We start from the raw sequence: 18,988 nt of genomic DNA on the forward strand, positions 1-18,988 counted from the left end.
TTGTCTCTCCTTTGCTTTTAAGGCGTTGCATTTACTGTAAATTCAATTTTGGCTTGATATTTTCCTAACGTTTTGACAGCGTCTCCCGGAACATCTAGCTTGAAGCCTTTGCCTTTTGAATCCCAGGTTTTACTGACATCATATTCATTGCTCGTTGTATGTTCATCTACCAATAGGTCACGGTTTTCTGTAAGTTTAAATTTTTTTTCTTCATCAGTACCATCGTTATACCGTAAAATATCTGGAATTACTTTTTTAGTACCGTCAGTTTCTGTCAATGTAAAATCTTGCGTTAGCTTTGCCGTAAGTGTCCATTTCTGTTTAACTGCTCTTGTGTCTTTAATGATCAAAGCCTTATCAAGTTTCGCTTCATTTACACGGATGGCTTTATAACTCGCTTCTTCAATACCAAAATCAAGAATACTTGGGCTAGAGGAAAGGAATAATGTCCCTTCAAATTCATAAACAATAGTATTACCGCTACCAGAAAGAGTAAATTCTTCTGTTGGAGTATTCGTCTGTGTATAACCAGCTTCTTTGATAGCAGAAACGGTATCCGTAACTTGCTTGATATTCTTCAAATTAATTGGAGCTCCAATCATTTGAGTCGTATCAACATAGTCTGGATATTTATCTGTCATGTAGGCTCCGTTAATTTTGTATTTAACTCTTAATTCGGCAGCAGTTGGGACAATAGTTACTTTAACTTCGATATCCTTTGTGATATTTTTTGCCGTTGTCAATGTTAACCATAATGATTTTTCTCCTAATACAGATGTATCAGGTAAAAGATGATTTTTACTGTACGTAACTTTTACAGGCTTATCAATTAAATTATCCGTATCAACAGAAATGTTTTTCAAGAAATAATTTTCAGTATCTGTCGGCAATGGTGCCGTATTCAATGGATAGTCTGTTTCGAAATTTGTATTCAGTGGAATTTTGATATCTGATTTTGGTTCAGCATCTGGTAAGCCTTCATATAAGATTTTTGCTTGCGAACCAATGCCATTTACATTTTTAACAACATTAGATTGCAATGGCTTATTTTGAATGTTTAAAAAGTCATTAACATAGCTGTAATAAGCGACTGTTTTAGGTCCACCTTGTTCAAACACCATATACCCATTATCTTCATCTTTTGGATCAGTCGCATTAACATAGCCATAAGGTGAGGTTGTACTAGAATCAAATTTAAATTTGTCATTTGGTTTAGCGACAACTTTAATATCAAATAGACTACTGTTGAATTCATTTGACGTAGAATCTTTTGCTGTTAATATTGCTTTTGATTTGGCAGTGCCCTCAAAGGTAATAGTGAAAAGATCAGTCTTTTTCATTGATGTTCCATATTCATAAATTTCAATTGATTGGATATCATAAAAGTCAGGAACTTGTGTCTCCAATCTGAATTTAGTATTTCTATTTTCTTTTGAATTATCGGCAATTCCCTGAAGAATTGAATAGTTCAATGTTTTATACTTTGGATCTGTGTGTACAGAGCTGTTTCGTTCACCATAAACAATCGGTGTTGCTGGCGCAATTCGTGCTAATGATTCTGTAGAGTATAACACCGCCATTTGTCCCGTATCTGGTTTAGGATCATTGTAATCCCATCCTTGATATGCCATGCTCATCTCATATTTTTCTCTTTCAAACAAATTAGTCAATCGGCCAGTTGGTTGATCGACTTCTTCATCATCACTCGTCATTTCAAAAATAGTATTTTCGATTTTATAGCCTATTTGTGAATCGTTGGTAACGTACATCTTGTTAAAATCTGTTGCGTCAAATGGAAAAGCAACTTTTTTATTGATATTCACGTTACTAAAGTTCCACGATCCTTTTAATTTGAAGTTTTCCTTCGTGTCATTATAATAAAATTCATAATGATAACGAACTTTATCCCCTAACTTAAAATCCTCATAATGGCTATATAATCCTGATCCAACCATTAAGAAATAACTTCCCCAAGGTGTATCAATCGGTGTGTTTACCATGCTATTTCGTTCAGTTGAATCCACTGCAAAGAAACGAAACGAAGGGTATTTACCATCTTTTTTCTGAGCAAAGTCTAGCTCGTCAATCACAAATTTCAAATCTACACTTCGTCCATTGTATAATCCTGCATTTCGGACCCATGCGCCTTTTTCTACATTCGGATTAGCAGGATTAAATTGATAAACTTTCGTTTTACTTCCAGAAAATCCAGGATCTATGATTGGCTCTCCGATAGGTTCATAGGTTACTTGATCTGTTAATTTGAACATGAAACCAAAGTCTCCAGATATTTCTGTGTTTGACCCACTTTTGGCTACCAAATTTATGCCATCAGCCTTTTTTATATCTTGATAGCCTGGTAAAGGCGCTGCAACAATTCTATTTTCACTAGAAACATAAAACTGAAAATAACCAGAAACTAGGGCAATTAGCCCTAGTCCTAGAAAGAGAAAAATCTTGATATGTTTCTTCATTATTTTCCTCCTTTCTTTCAAATTTAAACGTACATTCTACCTGATCCTTAGATACTTCCACCAGCTAATGTAAGTTTCCCGTAATTTTCAAGTTTGAATTCTTGATCACCAGTTAAAGAACCAGTAACAGATAACGTCTTGCTGTTGCAAATTTTACCGAAGTTTACAGCAAATTCTTTACCGCCTCTAAACGTTTCAGTAGCTGGTGCTGCATAGTCTCCGCCTAATTGATTCCAAGTTGAGATACGCCCAACATTTGTTCCATTGATTGTTGTATTTGTTGAGTAGAATAATTTTGAATTTGCACGTCTGTTTGCTACTTCAAAGTTTTTAGGCGCATTTAAATTAATGACCGCACCTTTATATTCGCTTTCGATTACTGATTTTGAACTGTCACCAGTGACAACTAATTCAGCAGCACGATCCACGTTTACCACTGTTCCGTAGTATTGTAATTTCATTGTTGAATAGTTTCCGCCACCACGGCCATTAAATTTCACTTTACTTCTTGAAGCTAAGTTTAATGTTGGAACTTTGTTTACATAGTCAGCGCGTGGGATAAATTGGAAAGCAACACCAGCTGCATCAACATCAAATGTTGCACCTGTACCGACATCTACTTTTTGTACTTTGTCATAGAATACTGGGTAATAGTGATTTACTGTACTTTGCGGCCCAATTTTTACGTTTACGTTTGCATTGTCACCGATAATCGCTTCACCTGTTGCTTTTCCTTTGATCAACGCACCATTAAAATAAAATGCTGAAAATTGACCGTGGTCCTTATTTGCAGCGATTCCGTTGTAAGTAGAACCAGCTTTAAATTCTAAATCGTGAACCCAAGCATTTTCAGCACGAGTTGTAATAGTATTTGTTCCATCAAATGTTAATTTACCTTCACTAAGGTGAACAAAACGAGCGCCTGTGTAAGTTACGTCTTTTGCTAAAACATCCCAACCATAACTTGAAGGACCGTTACCAGCACCACCAGTAAAGAAACGACCGTCGCTGTCAGCACCAACAATATTAGCGTTTGTAATGGTTACAAGATTTGTGCCTTTTGTGTTTTGTTTGCCATAGATCGAGTTGTGTGCTGAATTGATCACTACACCTTGATCCGCTTTACCATTAATCGTTAGATCACGGTTTGGAATATTCGTAATATTTTTCTTAAATTGGATACTTTGGTTCACATTGATCACAGTGATCGTTGGATTTTTCAATGCTGCTTCAAATTCTTCAATCGTTGATACTTCAGCTGTTTCTTCTGTAGCATAAGCAACTACTGAATCACCTGAAAATGGTGTTGGTACCGATAGTACTACTGCTCCTAGCGCTACCGTTGCAGCTAGTGTCAGTAACCCTCTTTTTAATAACTGTGTTTTTTTCAATTCTTTTTCCTCCTATAATGTGTGTGATTGTCGAAACTTTTTTTACTCTGCCTCCTCTCCAGAAAAACAAGCAATTATATACTTCACTCGTTATTTCTAACCAGTTTCGCAAATAACCTTTTTGACTGAAATCAAATGTACCAGCATGTCTTCTCCTCCTAATTTTTATAAAAAATAAAGTGATTTTATATGTTTACTGAGCATGTTTTCCATCAGCCGATTCTCAGTCTTTTCCTCATTAAGTTTTGTAACAGCTTTTAGCACTAAATATTTAACATATATCCGATAGAACGAATTGTTTTGATGTATTTCGGTTTGTCGATATCCATTTCAATTTTTTGTCTTAAATGAAAAACTAAATTAGATACCCGGTACTTTCTATTTCGGTAAGTATCATTCCAAACATTTTTATAGATTTCCTCATATGTCATCGTTTTACGTGCGTGCTTATGTAAATATTCAATTGTAAGGAATTCTAATTTGGTTAAATTGACTTCTATTCCATCTTCTAAACAGACACTTAAATTTTGTGGTACTAGCTTAAATTCAGCAGCATCGTCTATAAAGGTTTGTTTGGGTATTTCTAAAAATTTTTCTCGTTGTTTAAATCGCATAAGTAGATTTCTCATCATCAACAATGATTCATCTATTTCATCACTGCGATCAATAATGCCGTCTGCACCTAATTGCAAATAAACGATTCGGTTCGTTCGATTTAAATTTTCTGATGATCCAAAAATCCAAATTGGCAATGTCGTTTGTTTACGTATCTTCATGATCAATTCACAAATCCAATTGATATTACTCAAAACAGATTCTTCAATAATTAAGGTATCTAATCGTTTTAATTGTTTACTATTACTTTCAAATAATTGTGCTACTTCCTCTTTCCTAATGATGTAAATGTGGCATTGAATTGTTTTAAATATTTCTAGGTATTGCTCATTTATTTCTTCATTAACTGAAATATATCCGATCGTATACACTGGCTATGCCCTCCCCTATTATCATTTTCCTGAATGTCTGGCCAATTTTGGTCTTTCAATTAAAACTTCTATATTATTTGAAGTCTTTAGAGTTTAGAAATTCTTGATTTGCGATTATAATAGTTACACATCTATTTATTAAGGGCTTAATACATAGATGCTGACGGCGAATCTGAGCATAAGATACTTCGTTTTTTCTTGAATGTAGCAGTTACAAGAAAAAGTCATTTTTTTGCCTATTGATCAGCCTTTCGGTGACCTTTTGACCATTTTATGACGGCTTAAAAAACTATAATAGATTTTCTAAAAAAAGCACCTGACAAAACTAAAAATTAGTTTTGTCAGGTGCTTTTTTCACTTTTAAGATGCAACAGATACTGTACCAAGTCTACTATCAATGACTGAAACAGCCTCTTTTCTATTTTCCCAAAGAGAATCCGTATACGTATCTAGAGTCAATTTTATAGAAGCATGTCCAAGCAACTTACTCAGTGTAGCAATATCGATCCCTTGTTCAACACATCTTGTCGCAAAGGTATGGCGTAAAATATGAAAATGAATAGATCTGATACCTGCTTGCTCAATACTTTTTCTGAATCGGTAACTTATAACTCGCGGCTCAGCATAACTATTTTTACAAGAAATCACATAATCTGAAAAAGAGATTTGTTGTTTGTCTAATAGATATTTTTTTAGATTTTTTGCTAAAGGTATTGATCGTTTAGAACTTTTCGTTTTTGGCTCTGCCATAATGACTTCAGTTTTTCTACTATTTATCGTATTAGGAATTCTGTACAGAGTTCTTCTTATATAAATAATATCTTTTTCAAAGTCGATATCACTCCATTTTAATCCACTGATTTCACCGATCCTTAAACCTGTATACAATGCTAAAATCACAGCAGAACAGCTTTGTTCTTTCAAAGCAACTTGTTCTAGTTTTTCTTGATCCTTGATACTTAGTGCTGAAATCTCGTTCTTAGGTTTTGTTGATAATGACAGATTCTTACAAGGATTTGAAAGAATATAGTTTTCCATAAAGGCTTTGTTCATCGCACTTTTTAACACGGTCACAATCGAATGAATCGTTGAAGGAGACAAATTCAAGTTCATTAAATAGTTGACAAATTCTTCAATATCTTGACTTTTCATTAGTATCAGTTGCTTTTTACCTAGAAAGGGGATGATATATTTATCCATACGTAATCGATAGCTTGAATAAGTTGATAGTTTGATTTTTTTTCGCATCAATACGTTCAACCAATGATTTAGCCAGTCTTGGACCGTTCCTTTATATAAGTTGATATTATTATGAGTAAAAGAATAGCGCACTTTTAATTTAGCTAGTCTTTCTTTTACATGAGCATAACGTTTTCCATAGATATAACCATAAATAATTTTGCCATTTTCACTTCTTGCTTTCATATATCGACCTTCCCAACGACCATCCTTCCTTTTATATATATTCTCACCTTTTCTACTCAACATCTGACACCCTTTCCAAAAATAATTGACGGCTTATTTGACGGCTAAAAAATATAAATCTATTTTCAAAATATTTACTGGAATAAACACAATAAAAACATGATAATGTATCACTTTATTCCGCTTATTTTCATTTACAAGCAAAAAAACATCAACCTTTTCTCATTTTTTTATCTTAAATGTTAAAAATATGATAAAATAATGAACTTTTCTTTATAGACTGTGTTCTCATTTTGATATAGAATGAATTAGTAGTTAAAACTAAAACGCGATTATTCAATTGATATATTCATTTTTTTCTTGTAACTGCTACATTCAAGAAAAAATTTTTTTATAAATAGGAATTAAATTCATTATAACAATATATCTTTTATTTTTCACTATTTTATTTATAAATTATATATTTTATTAAATATATATATCAATAAAAAAGTTTTTCTATTTTTCCTTATCTGAATTTTTCCTCATAAATAAACAACACTTTATTCCAATTTCTTAATTTCCTAACTCATTCCCTCTTGCTTCAGCATATAAATAAGCAAACTGTCATTTTTGACAATCTTTGAACATATAGAAAAAATTATATGGTAAAATAATATATCTAAATCTACTATTGAAAAGGAGTATTATTATTGGATACAAAACCTTTTTTCTCAGGTAGTCAGTTGAAATGGATTGCTATCATTGCTATGCTCTTGGATCATACAGCAAAAATTATTTCTTTTCAGCCTGCTTTATCGGTGTCTGTTCCTTATGCAGTTGAATCAAATCAACTTATTGAACTGAGTCAGGTTATCTTCCCTGCTTTTATCATGATTGGAAGACTCGCTTTTCCTATATTCTGTTTTTTATTGGTTGAAGGTTTTATCCATACTTCAAATACCAAAAGATATCTAATTCGTTTGTCTCTCTTTGCATTAATTTCCGAAATACCTTATGATCTAGCTTTTTCACATCAACTAATTGATTTAAAAAGTCAAAATGTCTTTTTTACATTATTAATAGGCTTACTGGTTATTACTGGATTGAAAAAACTGCAGTCTCACTCTATAAAAAATACGATTCTTTCTATTATTATAGTAGGAATGGGAATTTTTCTAGCTGAATGGTTGCAAACGGATTATGGCGGTTGGATCGGTATTTTGCTGATTGTCGTTTTGTATCTATTTAGAGATTTTCTTCTATTGAAATGTATTCTCGGGGCTTTGGTGCTTATACAAAATAGTTGGTTTGGGCTGATTGCTTTTATACCGATCTATTTTTACAATGGGCAACGAGGAAAACAGTGGAAGTATTTTTTTTATTGGTTTTATCCAGTTCATTTGTTGGTGTTAGCGGGGATTCAACAGTATTTGATTATCCCTTATTTTAACTAGTTAATTGAACAAAAAAACAGTCTAACATTTAATAATGTTAGACTGTTTTTTTATTGAGCAAAGCTTGATTACATCATGCCGCCCATTCCCATTGATGGGTCCATTGGAGGCATTGCCGCACCAGCTGGTTCTGGTTTGTCTGCAACAACTGCTTCTGTTGTTAATAACAAGGCAGCCACTGATGCAGCATTTTGTAATGCTGAACGAGTTACTTTTGTTGGGTCAACGATTCCTGCTTCGACCATGTTTACCCATTCGCCATTAGCAGCATTGAACCCAATACCTAAATCGATATTTTTTAATTTATCCACGATTACTGAGCCTTCATAGCCAGCATTTTCAGCAATTTGGCGGATTGGTTCTTCTAAAGCACGAACAACGATTTTCACTCCTGTTGCTACATCGCCTTCAGCATCTAATGCAGCCACTTTCCCGATAACATTTACAAGCGCTGTACCACCACCTGAAACCATGCCTTCTTCAACCGCAGCACGAGTAGCGTTCAAAGCATCTTCGATACGTAATTTTAATTCTTTTAATTCTGTCTCAGTTGCAGCTCCAACCTTAACAACCGCAACGCCGCCTGCTAATTTCGCTAGACGTTCTTGTAATTTTTCACGGTCAAAATCAGAAGTTGTTTCTGCAATTTGATTTTTGATCAATTGAACACGGGCATCGATACCAGCTTTTTCGCCAGCGCCTTCAACGATTGTTGTGTTGTCTTTATCAACAACAACTTTACTTGCATTACCAAGATTTTCGATTGTTGTATCTTTTAATTCAAGACCTAAATCTTCAGTGATCACTGTAGCACCTGTTAACATCGCAATATCTTCAAGCATTGCTTTACGACGATCACCAAAACCTGGTGCTTTAACAGCAACAACATTGAATGTTCCACGAATTTTATTTAAAACAAGAGTTGGTAATGCTTCACCATCAACGTCATCAGCGATGATCAATAATGGACGGCTTTGTTGTAAAATTTGTTCTAACAAAGGCAAGATATCTTGAATATTAGAGATTTTTTTGTCAGTGATCAAGATATATGGATTTTCTAAAACAGCTTCCATTTTATCATTGTCAGTCACCATATATTGAGATAAGTAGCCGCGGTCAAATTGCATTCCTTCAACAACGTCTAATTCAGTTTCGATCCCTTTTGATTCTTCGATTGTGATAACACCGTCGTTACCAACTTTTTCCATTGCATCAGCAATCAATTGTCCAACACGGTCTGAACCAGAAGAAACAGCTGCTACTTGTGCAATTGCTTCTTTTGAATCAACGACAGTTGAAATGTTGTGTAATTCTTCAACTGCAGTTTTTGTTGCTAATTCGATACCACGACGAATTCCTAGAGGGTTCGCACCAGCAGTTACGTTCTTCAAGCCTTCTCGAACGATTGCTTGTGTCAACACTGTAGCAGTTGTTGTACCGTCTCCTGCGATATCATTTGTTTTAGAAGCAACTTCAGATACTAATTTAGCACCCATATTTTCAAAATGATCTTCTAACTCGATTTCTTTTGCAATCGTTACTCCATCATTTGTAATTAATGGTGATCCGAAAGATTTTTCTAAAACAACGTTACGACCTTTAGGGCCTAATGTTACTTTTACTGTGTCCGCTAAAATATCTACCCCACGAAGCATTGCTGCACGTGCATCTTCTGCAAATTTGATTTCTTTTGCCATAATTCCTTCACCTCAAAAATTTTATTTTTTTTATTTTAAATGTTCTTTATGTTTAAAAATGGATTACTCGACAATCGCAATAATGTCTTTGCCAGAAACGATCAAGTAATCATTTCCTTCATATTTAACTTCTGTACCTGAATATTTTTCAAACATTACGGTATCGCCTACTTTTACATCGGCAGGAACTTTTGTACCGTTCTCTAAAACACGGCCTTCACCTACTGCGATAACATTTCCTGTTTGAGGCTTTTCTTTGGCAGCTGATGCTAAGACGATGCCTCCTACTGTTTTTTCTTCTTCTTTCGCGACTTCAATAACGACGCGATCGCTTAATGGTTTTAACACAATAAATCCCTCCATAAAAATTATTTATCATTTTAGCACTCTTGGTTATCGAGTGCTAACTCACACTATTTATAATACTCATTTCCCTGTCGTTTTGCAAGTCTTTTGACTAATTTTATTAAATAATCGAACAAAGAAAATAAGTTCCTTTACAAGGATCGACATATTCCTTCTCTATCCTCCATTTCATGGTAAAATAAGATCAGAAAGGGAGGCGATTGAAATGAAACAACGGATCACGGGAGCTTTGACGATAACAGGACTTTATTTAATTATTGCGAATGTCGGTAACTTCTTTTTTGGAGTAAGCAGACGTTTTGACTGGACAACTACTTTGTGGGAAGCAGCTTTTTTCTTCGTATTTATCTTTCTGTTATTAGGGTATCGCAATAATCATAAAAAATAATAGTCTTCCGAAATAAATGTCCATTATGGTATACTTTTTATATTCTGCACTTGTTGAAAGGAGCTTACTATTTATATGCCTAAAAATATGTCTATTAAAAATATAAGTTTTTCAATGATCCTTATTTATGGGCTCGTGTTTTTTTCTCCCTATATTTTCAGACCATTTTCACCAGATATCGTGATTGCGGGTACAACATTCACTTATATTTTAGGTGCTGCTTTGATGATTTGGCTTTACATTAAAAATAAAAATACAGCTGTTACTATGGTGGAACAAGAAGCAAAACTAACTTCTCCAGTTTTCATCTTCTTACTTGGCGTTAGTGGCATCTTTTTAGCAATGATTATCCAAGCAATTGTTTTTGGTATTGAAACAGCGATCACAGGCGTTCCGCCTAGTTCACAAAATACACAAAATATTATCGCAGTTATTTTAGCGAATCCTTTGTTTATCCTAGCAACAACGATTGGCGGACCAATCATGGAAGAGTTTGTTTTTCGTCGTTCTTTGATTGGTTTGACAGAAAGCTATACTGGTTTTTGGATCGCTGCGATTATTAGTTCTTCTTTATTTTCTGTTATCCATCAAGATGGTCATTTCTTTGTTTATTTTTTCATGGGCTTCTTCTTTGCTCTACTGTATAAAATGACTGGGAAAATTTGGACCTCGATCATCGCTCATTGCGGAATGAATACGCTCGTTGTGATTGCCCAACTTATTATGCATTACGCCAATATTGAACTGCCTAAATAATATTAAAATAAACCCCCTGTGATTGCCCTTCTTGTAAGAAAAGCAATCACAGGGGTTTTTAAATTATTCTTTTTCGTCTTCGATTTCAGTATCGGCTAATTCATTATCATGATGCAAGAAGTAAATCAATGTTTGTAATTCATTCGTCAAATCAACATTTTGAATCAAAACATCTGTTGGTGCTACTAAACGTGCTGCTGTAAAGTTCAAAATACCTTTCACGCCAGCATCTGCCAACTGACTTACAACTTCTTGTGCTTTTCTAGCTGGTAATGTTAGAATCGCTACTTCAATTTGTTGCACACGAATCTGTTCCATCATATCTGTCATTGGATAAACTGGGATACCATCAACGATTCTGCCAACAATATCGTCGTTCACATCAAATGCGCAGCTAACACGAATACTATTACTCTGATGAAATTTATACTTTAGTAAGGCACTTCCTAAATTACCTACACCGATCAATGCTACATTTGTTAGTTCATCATCATTCAATGTTTTTGCAAAGAAATTCATCAGATTCTCTACATCGTAGCCATAACCACGCTTACCTAGTTCGCCAAAATAAGAAAAATCTCGTCGAATTGTTGCGCTATCCACTTGCACTGCATCACTGAGCTCAGTAGAGGAAACTTTATTTTTGCCTGCATCATGCAGAATTCTCAAATAACGATAATATAGGGGAAGGCGTCTTGCCGTTGCTTTTGGAATAATTTGGTCTTTCACAATCGTACCTCCAATACTCTAAATATAGACAAATATCCATCTCTCATAATAGCAGTTGTTCCAGATAAAAAGCAATCTTACCGCTCAGGAAAAGAACTATTTTTCAAACTTTTTAAAATTAGACTGACAAATTTTGAGTCATACTGTAGGATAGGTGCTTTTTTTGACCAATTTATGCTACACTAAAGGCATTGAAATAGAAATGAGGTTACCACATGATTTTACTCCAAGCAAATCAAATCGCCCGTTATTTCGGCGCAGATACTTTGTTTGATAACATACAAATGGAGATCAGTACAAATAGTCGGATCGCTTTAGTCGGCCGCAACGGTGCTGGTAAATCTACTCTTTTAAAAATAATCGCTGGCATAGATGCACCCGACGCTGGTACGATTGCTAAAAATAAAACAGCCAGTTTGGGATACTTAGCCCAAGATACTGGACTTGATTCTGATAAAACTGTTTGGGATGAGATGCTTGAAGCTTTTGTCGAAGTGATCACAATGGAAAAACGAATGCGTGAATTAGAATTGATCATCAGTGAACTGTTGCCTGATGCTCCAAATTATGAATCTGTTATGAAAGAATATGATCGCCTACAACATGAATTTTCAGAAAAAAATGGCTATGGTTATGAGAATGAAATCCGTTCTGTCTTACACGGTTTTGGATTCAAAGAAGAATTTTATTCAAAGAATATCAGTACGTTATCTGGTGGTCAAAAAACACGTTTAGCTTTAGCACGGATGCTGTTGCAAAAACCAGATATTCTGATTCTCGATGAACCAACCAACCATTTAGACATCGACACTCTTTCTTGGCTAGAAAATTACTTACCTGGATACTCTGGTGCCCTTTTGATTGTCTCGCATGACCGATATTTTTTGGATAAAGTCGTAACAGAAGTCTATGAGATCAGCCGCCATAAAATGCGTTACTATAAAGGCAATTACTCAAAATATTTAGAATTAAAAGCTGAGCAACTGACAAGTGAATGGAAGGCTTACGAAAAACAGCAAACTGAAATCAATAAACTAGAAGATTTTGTAGCTCGAAATTTAGTCAGAGCATCCACAACAAAACGAGCACAAAGTCGCAGAAAAACTTTAGAGAAAATGGACCGTTTAGACCGACCTCAAGGAGATGAAAAATCAGCTAATTTTCTTTTTGCAATCGAAAAAATTTCCGGAAATGTCGTACTCCAAGTAGATGATGCCGCGATTGGTTATGAGAACCATATCTTATCAGAGCCTGTTTCATTAGACATTCGTCGTCAAGAAGCCATTGCCTTAGTTGGACCTAATGGAATCGGAAAATCGACTTTATTAAAATCAATTATTGGAACGATTCCTTTCATTAAAGGTGATGCAACATTAGGGACAAACGTTCAAATCGGCTATTATGATCAAGAACAAGCTAACCTCCACGGAACAAAAACTGTTTTAGCTGAGCTTTGGGATGAGCATCCAACTACTCCTGAAAAAGATATTCGCAATATTCTAGGCAGCTTTTTATTTAGTGGAAATGATGTAGAAAAAACGATCCCTCTTTTAAGTGGTGGCGAGAAAGCTCGGGTTGCACTAGCGAAGTTATCAATGGATAGACAAAACTTCCTGATCCTTGATGAACCGACGAACCATTTGGATATCGACAATAAAGAAGTTTTGGAAAACGCCTTGATCGATTATGAAGGAACCCTTCTTTTTGTTTCCCATGACCGTTATTTCATTAACCGAATTGCGACGAAAGTCATTGAACTTTCTGAATCTGGCAGCAAACTTTATTTAGGCGATTACGATTACTATCTTGAGAAGAAAAAAGAAGAAGAAGAATTAGCTGCATTATTAGCTGAACAGTCCTCTGTAAAACAAACAGAAACAGCCAAACCTAAAAATGATTTTTATCAAAATAAAGAACAACAAAAAATCCTGCGTAATTTAAATCGAAAAATAACGCAGATCGAAGAAAATTTAGCAGCATTGGACACGACGATCGCACAATTAGAACAATCTATGAGCGATCCTGCACTCGTTGATGACCATATGAAGCTAATGTCATTAAATGAAGAGTTAGAATCACAGCGCGCACAACAAGAACAATTATTGACAGAATGGGAAAATCTTAGTTTAGAGCTTGAAGAAATAGAAGAAAATAATTGACGAAAGGCAGGTTTGATATGACTTCAAAACGTATGAATGTAACGAAACCTAAGTATCAGCAAATCGCTGTAGATGTAGCAGCTAAAATTGCTGATCAAACATTTACGGTTGGTGATAAAATCCATGCACGCTCTACTTTGGCTAATAAATACAGTGTCTCTCCTGAAACTGCCAGAAAGGCGATCAGCGTATTGGTTGATTTAGAAATCGTCCAAGCAAAACATGGTAGCGGATTTTATGTTCATTCAATGGACAAGGCCAAGCTTTTCGTCGACCAATACCAAGATGTTCAATCGATTCATGATTTAAAAGACGATCTGATAGACAGTGTCAAAAAACAAAAAGAAGAATTAAGCCACTTCTCAGAAATACTGGATAAGCTTGTTGATCAGACTAAGCGTTTTGATTCGTTCAATCCGCTAAATCCAGTAACTTTCACACTGACTGATGATGCAATGCATCTTGAAATGACAATCAGCGAATTGAATTTATGGCAAAGTACGTCTGCTACTTTGATTGCGATCAAACACGGTGATGAACTCCTTGTATCTCCTGGCCCATACGCAAAACTTACTGCAGGTGATACGATTTATTTTGTTGGTCATGAATCAACATTACAGCGAGTTCAGAATTTTTTCTATCCGAATTCATAATACCAGAAGAACAATCGAACGAATATGTTTGACTGTTCTTCTTTTCTATACTCCTAATTTGACAAAGTGACTACACGATGTTAACCTAGAATGGTCACTTTTTTTACAGAAAAGAAAATGATTTTCTTTACATGTAGAGTAAGTTTTAGCGTTACAGTTGAAAAACTTAGCGTTTGTAGCTACTTAGCTTCACGAGCTAGTCTCTCGAGAAAAGGATAAAAACTGAATGAGACAAAAAACGTCTCAGTCTTTTTTACCTATTATCTAGTCGAGGCTAAACAAGCTCGTTCAGCTTTTAAAATAAGGAGGAATTTTGTTTTGCCCAAAGTACAAGTCTCGCATTTAACAAAAATATTCGGTAAAAAATCAAAACAAGCGCTGGATATGATCAAAGAAAACAAAGATAAAACCGAAATCTTGAAAAAGACCGGTGCTACTGTCGGCGTTTACGATGTAAATTTTGAAGTAGAAGAAGGAGAAATTTTTGTGATCATGGGTCTTTCTGGTAGTGGAAAATCTACCTTGATCCGTTTATTGAATCGTTTGATCGAACCAACTTCTGGAAATATTTTTATCGATAATCAAGACATCTCAAAATTGGATAAAGAAGGACTTAGAGAAGTTCGTCGTAACAAAATGAGTATGGTCTTCCAAAATTTTGGTCTCTTCCCTCACCGCACCATCTTAGAGAACACGGAATATGGTTTAGAAGTTCGTGGTGTTCCAAAAGAAGAGCGAACTGCAAAAGCTGAACAAGCGTTAGAAAACTCAAGTTTACTTGCTTTTAAAGATCAGTTTCCTAATCAGTTATCCGGCGGAATGCAGCAACGTGTTGGTTTAGCTAGAGCCTTGGCTAATGATCCAGAAATCTTATTGATGGATGAAGCCTTTTCTGCTCTTGATCCGTTGATTCGCCGAGAAATGCAAGATGAGTTAGTCGATTTGCAAGAAAATGTGAAAAAGACGATCATCTTTATCACCCACGATTTAAATGAAGCGTTACGCATTGGTGATCGAATCGCTTTAATGAAAGATGGCCAAATCATGCAAATCGGTACTGGTGAAGAAATTTTAACGAATCCAGCTAATGATTACGTTCGCACATTCGTTGAAGATGTCGATCGTTCAAAAGTCTTAACTGCACAAAATATTATGGTTCCAGCACTAACAACAAATATTGAAATTGATGGTCCAACAGTTGCTTTAACTCGTATGCGTCAAGAAGAAGTCAGTATGCTTTTAGCTGTTGATAAAAAACGTCAACTAAAAGGTGTGGTCAGAGCCGAGCGCGCATTAGAAGCTCGTAAAGCAGGTAAACCATTAATTGATTATGTAGATACAGATATCACTTCAATTGACAAAGATATGCTAGTCAATGATATCTTCCCGATCATCTATGATTCACCTACACCAGTTGCTGTAACTGACAACAATAAATTGCTTGGTGTTGTGATTCGAGGCAGCGTTCTTGAGGCATTAGCAGAAACAGAGGTGAACATCAATGAATAATTATCAATTACCTGTAGCAAGTTGGGTCGAAACGATCACAGAATGGATGACCAATACATTTTCTGGTGTTTTCAGTTTCTTCCAAACAACTGGTCAAAGCCTGATGGATGGAATCACGTCCCTTTTAGTTGCGGTTCCTCCTGTACTATTTATTATTATTTTAACTGCCATTGCATTTTTTATTTCAAATAAGAAAATTGGTTTAAGTTTATTTACACTGATTGGGTTACTTTTTATTTATAACCAAAATTTATGGACAGATTTAATGAGTACTGTGACGTTAGTGTTACTATCTAGTGTAGTTTCTATCGTTATCGGTGTACCACTTGGGATTTTAATGGCAAAAAGTAATAAAGCGCAAAGTATTATTACGCCTATCCTTGATTTCATGCAAACTATGCCTGGATTCGTTTATTTGATTCCTGCAGTCGCATTTTTCGGAATTGGGATGGTTCCTGGGGTGTTTGCCTCAGTGATCTTTGCATTACCGCCTACCGTTCGTTTTACGAATCTCGGAATTCGCCAAGTACCGAAAGAATTAGTTGAAGCTTCTGACTCATTTGGTAGTACTGGCTGGCAAAAATTATTCAAACTTGAATTACCATTAGCTAAAAACACGATCATGGCTGGTGTCAATCAAACAACTATGCTCGCACTTTCTATGGTAGTTATTGCCTCAATGATCGGTGCCCCTGGTCTTGGTCGCGGCGTTCTTTCTGCCTTACAGCGTGCTCAAGTCGGAAACGGTTTTGTTAACGGTGTAGCATTAGTTATTCTAGCAATCATCATCGATCGTTTTACTCAGAATTTAAATAAGAAAAAAACAACTCCAGCAAAATCGAAATTATCTAAGAAGCAAAAAATCGCTGGGATCGCCGTTGCTGTTGTCGCAATCATCGCTCTGATTGGCGGTTCTACTCTTTTCTCATCTGCTAAAAACGAAGAAAAAAATATTTCTCTTTCTTATGTAGAATGGGATACAGAAGTTGCCTCTACTCATGTAGTGGGTGAAGTCTTAAAAGATATTGGCTACAATGTGTCATTAACACCACTAGATAATGCTATCATGTGGGAATCCATCTCAAAAGGTGAAACAGATGCCATGGTTGCTGCTTGGCTACCTGGGACTCACGGAGAACAATATAAACAATATAAAGACAAAGTCGACGACTTAGGTGAAAATCTAAAAGGTGCTAAACTTGGTATCGTCGTTCCACAATATATGGATGTCGATTCAATTGAAGATTTAAAAGATCAAGCTGGTAAAAAAATCACTGGGATCGAACCTGGTGCAGGTGTCGTTGCTGCTGCTGAGAAAACCCAAAAAGCGTATAGCAACTTAGCCGACTGGTCTGTCGAAACTTCTTCTTCTGGTGCGATGACCGTGGCTCTTGGACAAGCAATCAAAAACAAAGAAGAGATCGTCATCACTGGTTGGTCTCCTCACTGGATGTTTGCTAAGTATGATCTTAAATATTTAGAAGATCCAAAAGGGACAATGGGTAAAGAAGAAACAATTCATACAATGGCCAGAAAAGGATTAGAAAAAGAAAATCCTGAAGCTTATAATGTATTGAAAAACTTCCATTGGACAAAAGAAGACATGGAATCAGTTATGTTAGAAATCAACAATGGAACAGAACCAACACAAGCAGCTAGAGACTGGATCGACAGTCATTCAAAAGAAGTCGCTGAGTGGAAAAAATAAAAAAAGAACTGATCACTGTAATCGTGGTCAGTTCTTTTTTCATGTATAAGGCACAATCCGAAGATTTCCTTGAAAATATTCGGCAACAAAAATCTTTGCAGGGTCCGTATAATTTTGTTTGGCTAATTCTTCCATCAACCATTCTTTCTCTTTATTGATGTCATCCAATGCATCTTCTATCACTAAACCATCTGTAATTAAATACAATCCACGATTAGGATCGCCTTTACGCACAATCGTCAAATCACCATTTTGCTCTAATTGCACACGTTTGACTTCAGTAATTGTATTGACATCATGCAATCTAAGCATCGTCCCAAAATCATGTGCCGATAAGTTTGCTTGTTTAAAATTTTCTGGAATCATTTGTCCCTTATCAATTAAAATAATCGGTTGTCCGTCTACTATTTTTTTAATTTCTGGATTTCTTAACTTGGCGATCCTCAATAAAGTGACCAATGTCCCCCAAATCAATAGCACGATCAAAAATTGCAAAACAGTGATCTGAGAATTGTAAATCACACCCCCAATGATCCCACCTAAAACATAGTTTTGAATTTGATCTGCAGCACTTTTCGGCGCTAGGTTCCCTTTACCTGAAATATTGATAAAAATAATCAAACATAATAAACCAATTGTTAATTTTAAGCCAACATCAAAATATGGAAACATTAATTTTTACCTCCTGTATCAACGGTCTGAAATTCCTTCTGATTTTTCACTTCGATTTCTTGAATAAGATAAGAAGCTTTGTCATCTGACATACGAATCAAATAGAATTTCCCTTCTACTTCAACAACAGGATCAATATTTAAATCCGTTCGGTTCATTTTTAACTTGTTTGGTTCAACATCCATTGATTTAGCAACAGCCTGTAGCGTTCCGATCATTTGCGCATATTGATTGTCGCTAGCTTCGGCATTGTAATAGGTGTTTAATTGTATACCTCCTAATAATAACAAAAGTACAATAATCAAAATACCGATTTCTTTAAATTTGTAATCAAGTCGCTTACGAACCCAAAAGAACCCCATCACGAGTAAAATCAAAAATAACCCGGCCATGATCGCCCATTGTATTTTGTTCACAGTATGCGTTTGCTGGAGCAGATAATCATAGGTATAAAACTGCACTTGCCTTCACTCCTCCTACCATTTCTCCTTAAATCGTACTATAAAACCACCTAAACATACAATAAAAACCTTAAAATAGATTTTTTGGACAAAAAAAATACCGCTCGGCTGGGTGACCGAGCGGAAAGGAGTTCTTTTTACTTGAGGAGTAAAAATGAAAAAGTGTTTGTTTGGGTTT

The 18,988-nt window shown here is 35.4% G+C and carries 16 protein-coding genes; 7 read left to right on the plus strand and 9 right to left on the minus strand.

The annotated features are described in order from the left end of the window. Positions 1–17 precede the first annotated feature (17 nt). The 4 genes from BCR21_RS03935 to BCR21_RS03950 form a co-directional block, all read right to left on the minus strand. Complete coding sequence (locus BCR21_RS03935; protein ID WP_069645195.1) at positions 18–2,474, minus strand: hypothetical protein; 2,457 nt, start codon at positions 2,472–2,474, stop codon at positions 18–20. Positions 2,475–2,521: 47 nt separating this feature from the next. Continuing rightward, positions 2,522–3,865, minus strand: a complete 1,344-nt coding sequence (locus tag BCR21_RS03940; RefSeq protein WP_069645196.1) for a pectate lyase-like adhesive domain-containing protein — start codon at positions 3,863–3,865, stop codon at positions 2,522–2,524. Between the two features lie 263 nt (positions 3,866–4,128). After that, positions 4,129–4,851 (minus strand): winged helix-turn-helix domain-containing protein, encoded by a 723-nt coding sequence (locus BCR21_RS03945; RefSeq protein WP_069645197.1) that lies wholly within the window; start codon positions 4,849–4,851, stop codon positions 4,129–4,131. Positions 4,852–5,211: 360 nt separating this feature from the next. Further along, positions 5,212–6,336, minus strand: a complete 1,125-nt coding sequence (locus tag BCR21_RS03950; RefSeq protein WP_069645559.1) for a tyrosine-type recombinase/integrase — start codon at positions 6,334–6,336, stop codon at positions 5,212–5,214. 632 nt (positions 6,337–6,968) lie between these two features. Between BCR21_RS03950 and BCR21_RS03955 the strand changes: the two genes are divergently transcribed. Then, on the plus strand, positions 6,969–7,712 hold the full coding sequence (locus tag BCR21_RS03955; RefSeq protein ID WP_069645198.1) for a TraX family protein: 744 nt from the start codon (positions 6,969–6,971) through the stop codon (positions 7,710–7,712). A gap of 68 nt (positions 7,713–7,780) precedes the next feature. Here the strand turns inward: BCR21_RS03955 and groL are convergent, their stop codons facing one another. Then, complete coding sequence (gene groL / locus BCR21_RS03960; RefSeq protein ID WP_069645199.1) at positions 7,781–9,409, minus strand: chaperonin GroEL; 1,629 nt, start codon at positions 9,407–9,409, stop codon at positions 7,781–7,783. 63 nt (positions 9,410–9,472) lie between these two features. Continuing rightward, positions 9,473–9,757 (minus strand): co-chaperone GroES, encoded by a 285-nt coding sequence (groES, locus tag BCR21_RS03965; protein ID WP_010763256.1) that lies wholly within the window; start codon positions 9,755–9,757, stop codon positions 9,473–9,475. A gap of 223 nt (positions 9,758–9,980) precedes the next feature. Here groES and BCR21_RS03970 point away from each other — a divergent pair, with 223 nt between their 5' ends. Further along, positions 9,981–10,163, plus strand: coding sequence for a hypothetical protein (locus BCR21_RS03970; RefSeq protein WP_010765555.1), 183 nt, complete (start codon positions 9,981–9,983; stop codon positions 10,161–10,163). Positions 10,164–10,250: 87 nt separating this feature from the next. Then, positions 10,251–10,919 (plus strand): CPBP family intramembrane glutamic endopeptidase, encoded by a 669-nt coding sequence (locus BCR21_RS03975; protein ID WP_069645560.1) that lies wholly within the window; start codon positions 10,251–10,253, stop codon positions 10,917–10,919. A gap of 63 nt (positions 10,920–10,982) precedes the next feature. Here the strand turns inward: BCR21_RS03975 and BCR21_RS03980 are convergent, their stop codons facing one another. Next, the gene (locus BCR21_RS03980) at positions 10,983–11,648 is read right to left on the minus strand and encodes a redox-sensing transcriptional repressor Rex (protein ID WP_069645200.1); all 666 of its coding nucleotides are present in this window, start codon (positions 11,646–11,648) and stop codon (positions 10,983–10,985) included. Between the two features lie 215 nt (positions 11,649–11,863). On the opposite strand from BCR21_RS03980, the gene BCR21_RS03985 reads away from it, so the two are divergent. The 4 genes from BCR21_RS03985 to BCR21_RS04000 all read left to right on the plus strand — a co-directional run bounded on the left by BCR21_RS03985 (position 11,864) and on the right by BCR21_RS04000 (position 17,677). Beyond that, entirely contained in the window at positions 11,864–13,807 is a 1,944-nt protein-coding gene (locus BCR21_RS03985) for an ABC-F family ATP-binding cassette domain-containing protein (protein ID WP_069645201.1), read from the plus strand. Between the two features lie 17 nt (positions 13,808–13,824). Further along, positions 13,825–14,460, plus strand: a complete 636-nt coding sequence (locus tag BCR21_RS03990) for a GntR family transcriptional regulator (protein WP_069645561.1) — start codon at positions 13,825–13,827, stop codon at positions 14,458–14,460. A 318-nt stretch (positions 14,461–14,778) separates the two neighbouring features. After that, positions 14,779–15,969, plus strand: coding sequence for a quaternary amine ABC transporter ATP-binding protein (locus BCR21_RS03995; RefSeq protein WP_069645202.1), 1,191 nt, complete (start codon positions 14,779–14,781; stop codon positions 15,967–15,969). After that, positions 15,962–17,677, plus strand: a complete 1,716-nt coding sequence (locus tag BCR21_RS04000) for an ABC transporter permease/substrate binding protein (protein WP_069645203.1) — start codon at positions 15,962–15,964, stop codon at positions 17,675–17,677. The genes BCR21_RS03995 and BCR21_RS04000 overlap by 8 nt, the downstream gene beginning before the upstream one ends. 39 nt (positions 17,678–17,716) lie before the next feature. Here BCR21_RS04000 and BCR21_RS04005 read toward each other — a convergent pair whose 3' ends face one another. Continuing rightward, entirely contained in the window at positions 17,717–18,349 is a 633-nt protein-coding gene (locus BCR21_RS04005; RefSeq protein ID WP_069645204.1) for a DUF421 domain-containing protein, read from the minus strand. Continuing rightward, on the minus strand, positions 18,349–18,810 hold the full coding sequence (locus BCR21_RS04010) for a DUF3290 family protein (protein WP_069645205.1): 462 nt from the start codon (positions 18,808–18,810) through the stop codon (positions 18,349–18,351). Before BCR21_RS04010 ends, BCR21_RS04005 begins: the two co-directional genes overlap by 1 nt. Between the last annotated feature and the right edge of the window lie 178 nt (positions 18,811–18,988).

The organism is Enterococcus ureasiticus, from assembly GCF_001730285.1.
Taxonomy (GTDB): domain Bacteria; phylum Bacillota; class Bacilli; order Lactobacillales; family Enterococcaceae; genus Enterococcus_L; species Enterococcus_L ureasiticus.

Bases quoted from the DNA above. Each gene is read 5' to 3' on its own strand.
- BCR21_RS03935 (WP_069645195.1), bottom strand. From the start codon at position 2,474: ATGAAGAAACATATCAAGATTTTTCTCTTTCTAGGACTAGGGCTAATT.
- groL (WP_069645199.1), bottom strand. From the start codon at position 9,409: ATGGCAAAAGAAATCAAATTTGCAGAAGATGCACGTGCAGCAATGCTT.
- BCR21_RS03970 (WP_010765555.1), top strand. From the start codon at position 9,981: ATGAAACAACGGATCACGGGAGCTTTGACGATAACAGGACTTTATTTA.
- BCR21_RS03975 (WP_069645560.1), top strand. From the start codon at position 10,251: ATGTCTATTAAAAATATAAGTTTTTCAATGATCCTTATTTATGGGCTC.
- BCR21_RS03985 (WP_069645201.1), top strand. From the start codon at position 11,864: ATGATTTTACTCCAAGCAAATCAAATCGCCCGTTATTTCGGCGCAGAT.
- BCR21_RS03990 (WP_069645561.1), top strand. From the start codon at position 13,825: ATGACTTCAAAACGTATGAATGTAACGAAACCTAAGTATCAGCAAATC.
- BCR21_RS04000 (WP_069645203.1), top strand. From the start codon at position 15,962: ATGAATAATTATCAATTACCTGTAGCAAGTTGGGTCGAAACGATCACA.
- BCR21_RS04005 (WP_069645204.1), bottom strand. From the start codon at position 18,349: ATGTTTCCATATTTTGATGTTGGCTTAAAATTAACAATTGGTTTATTA.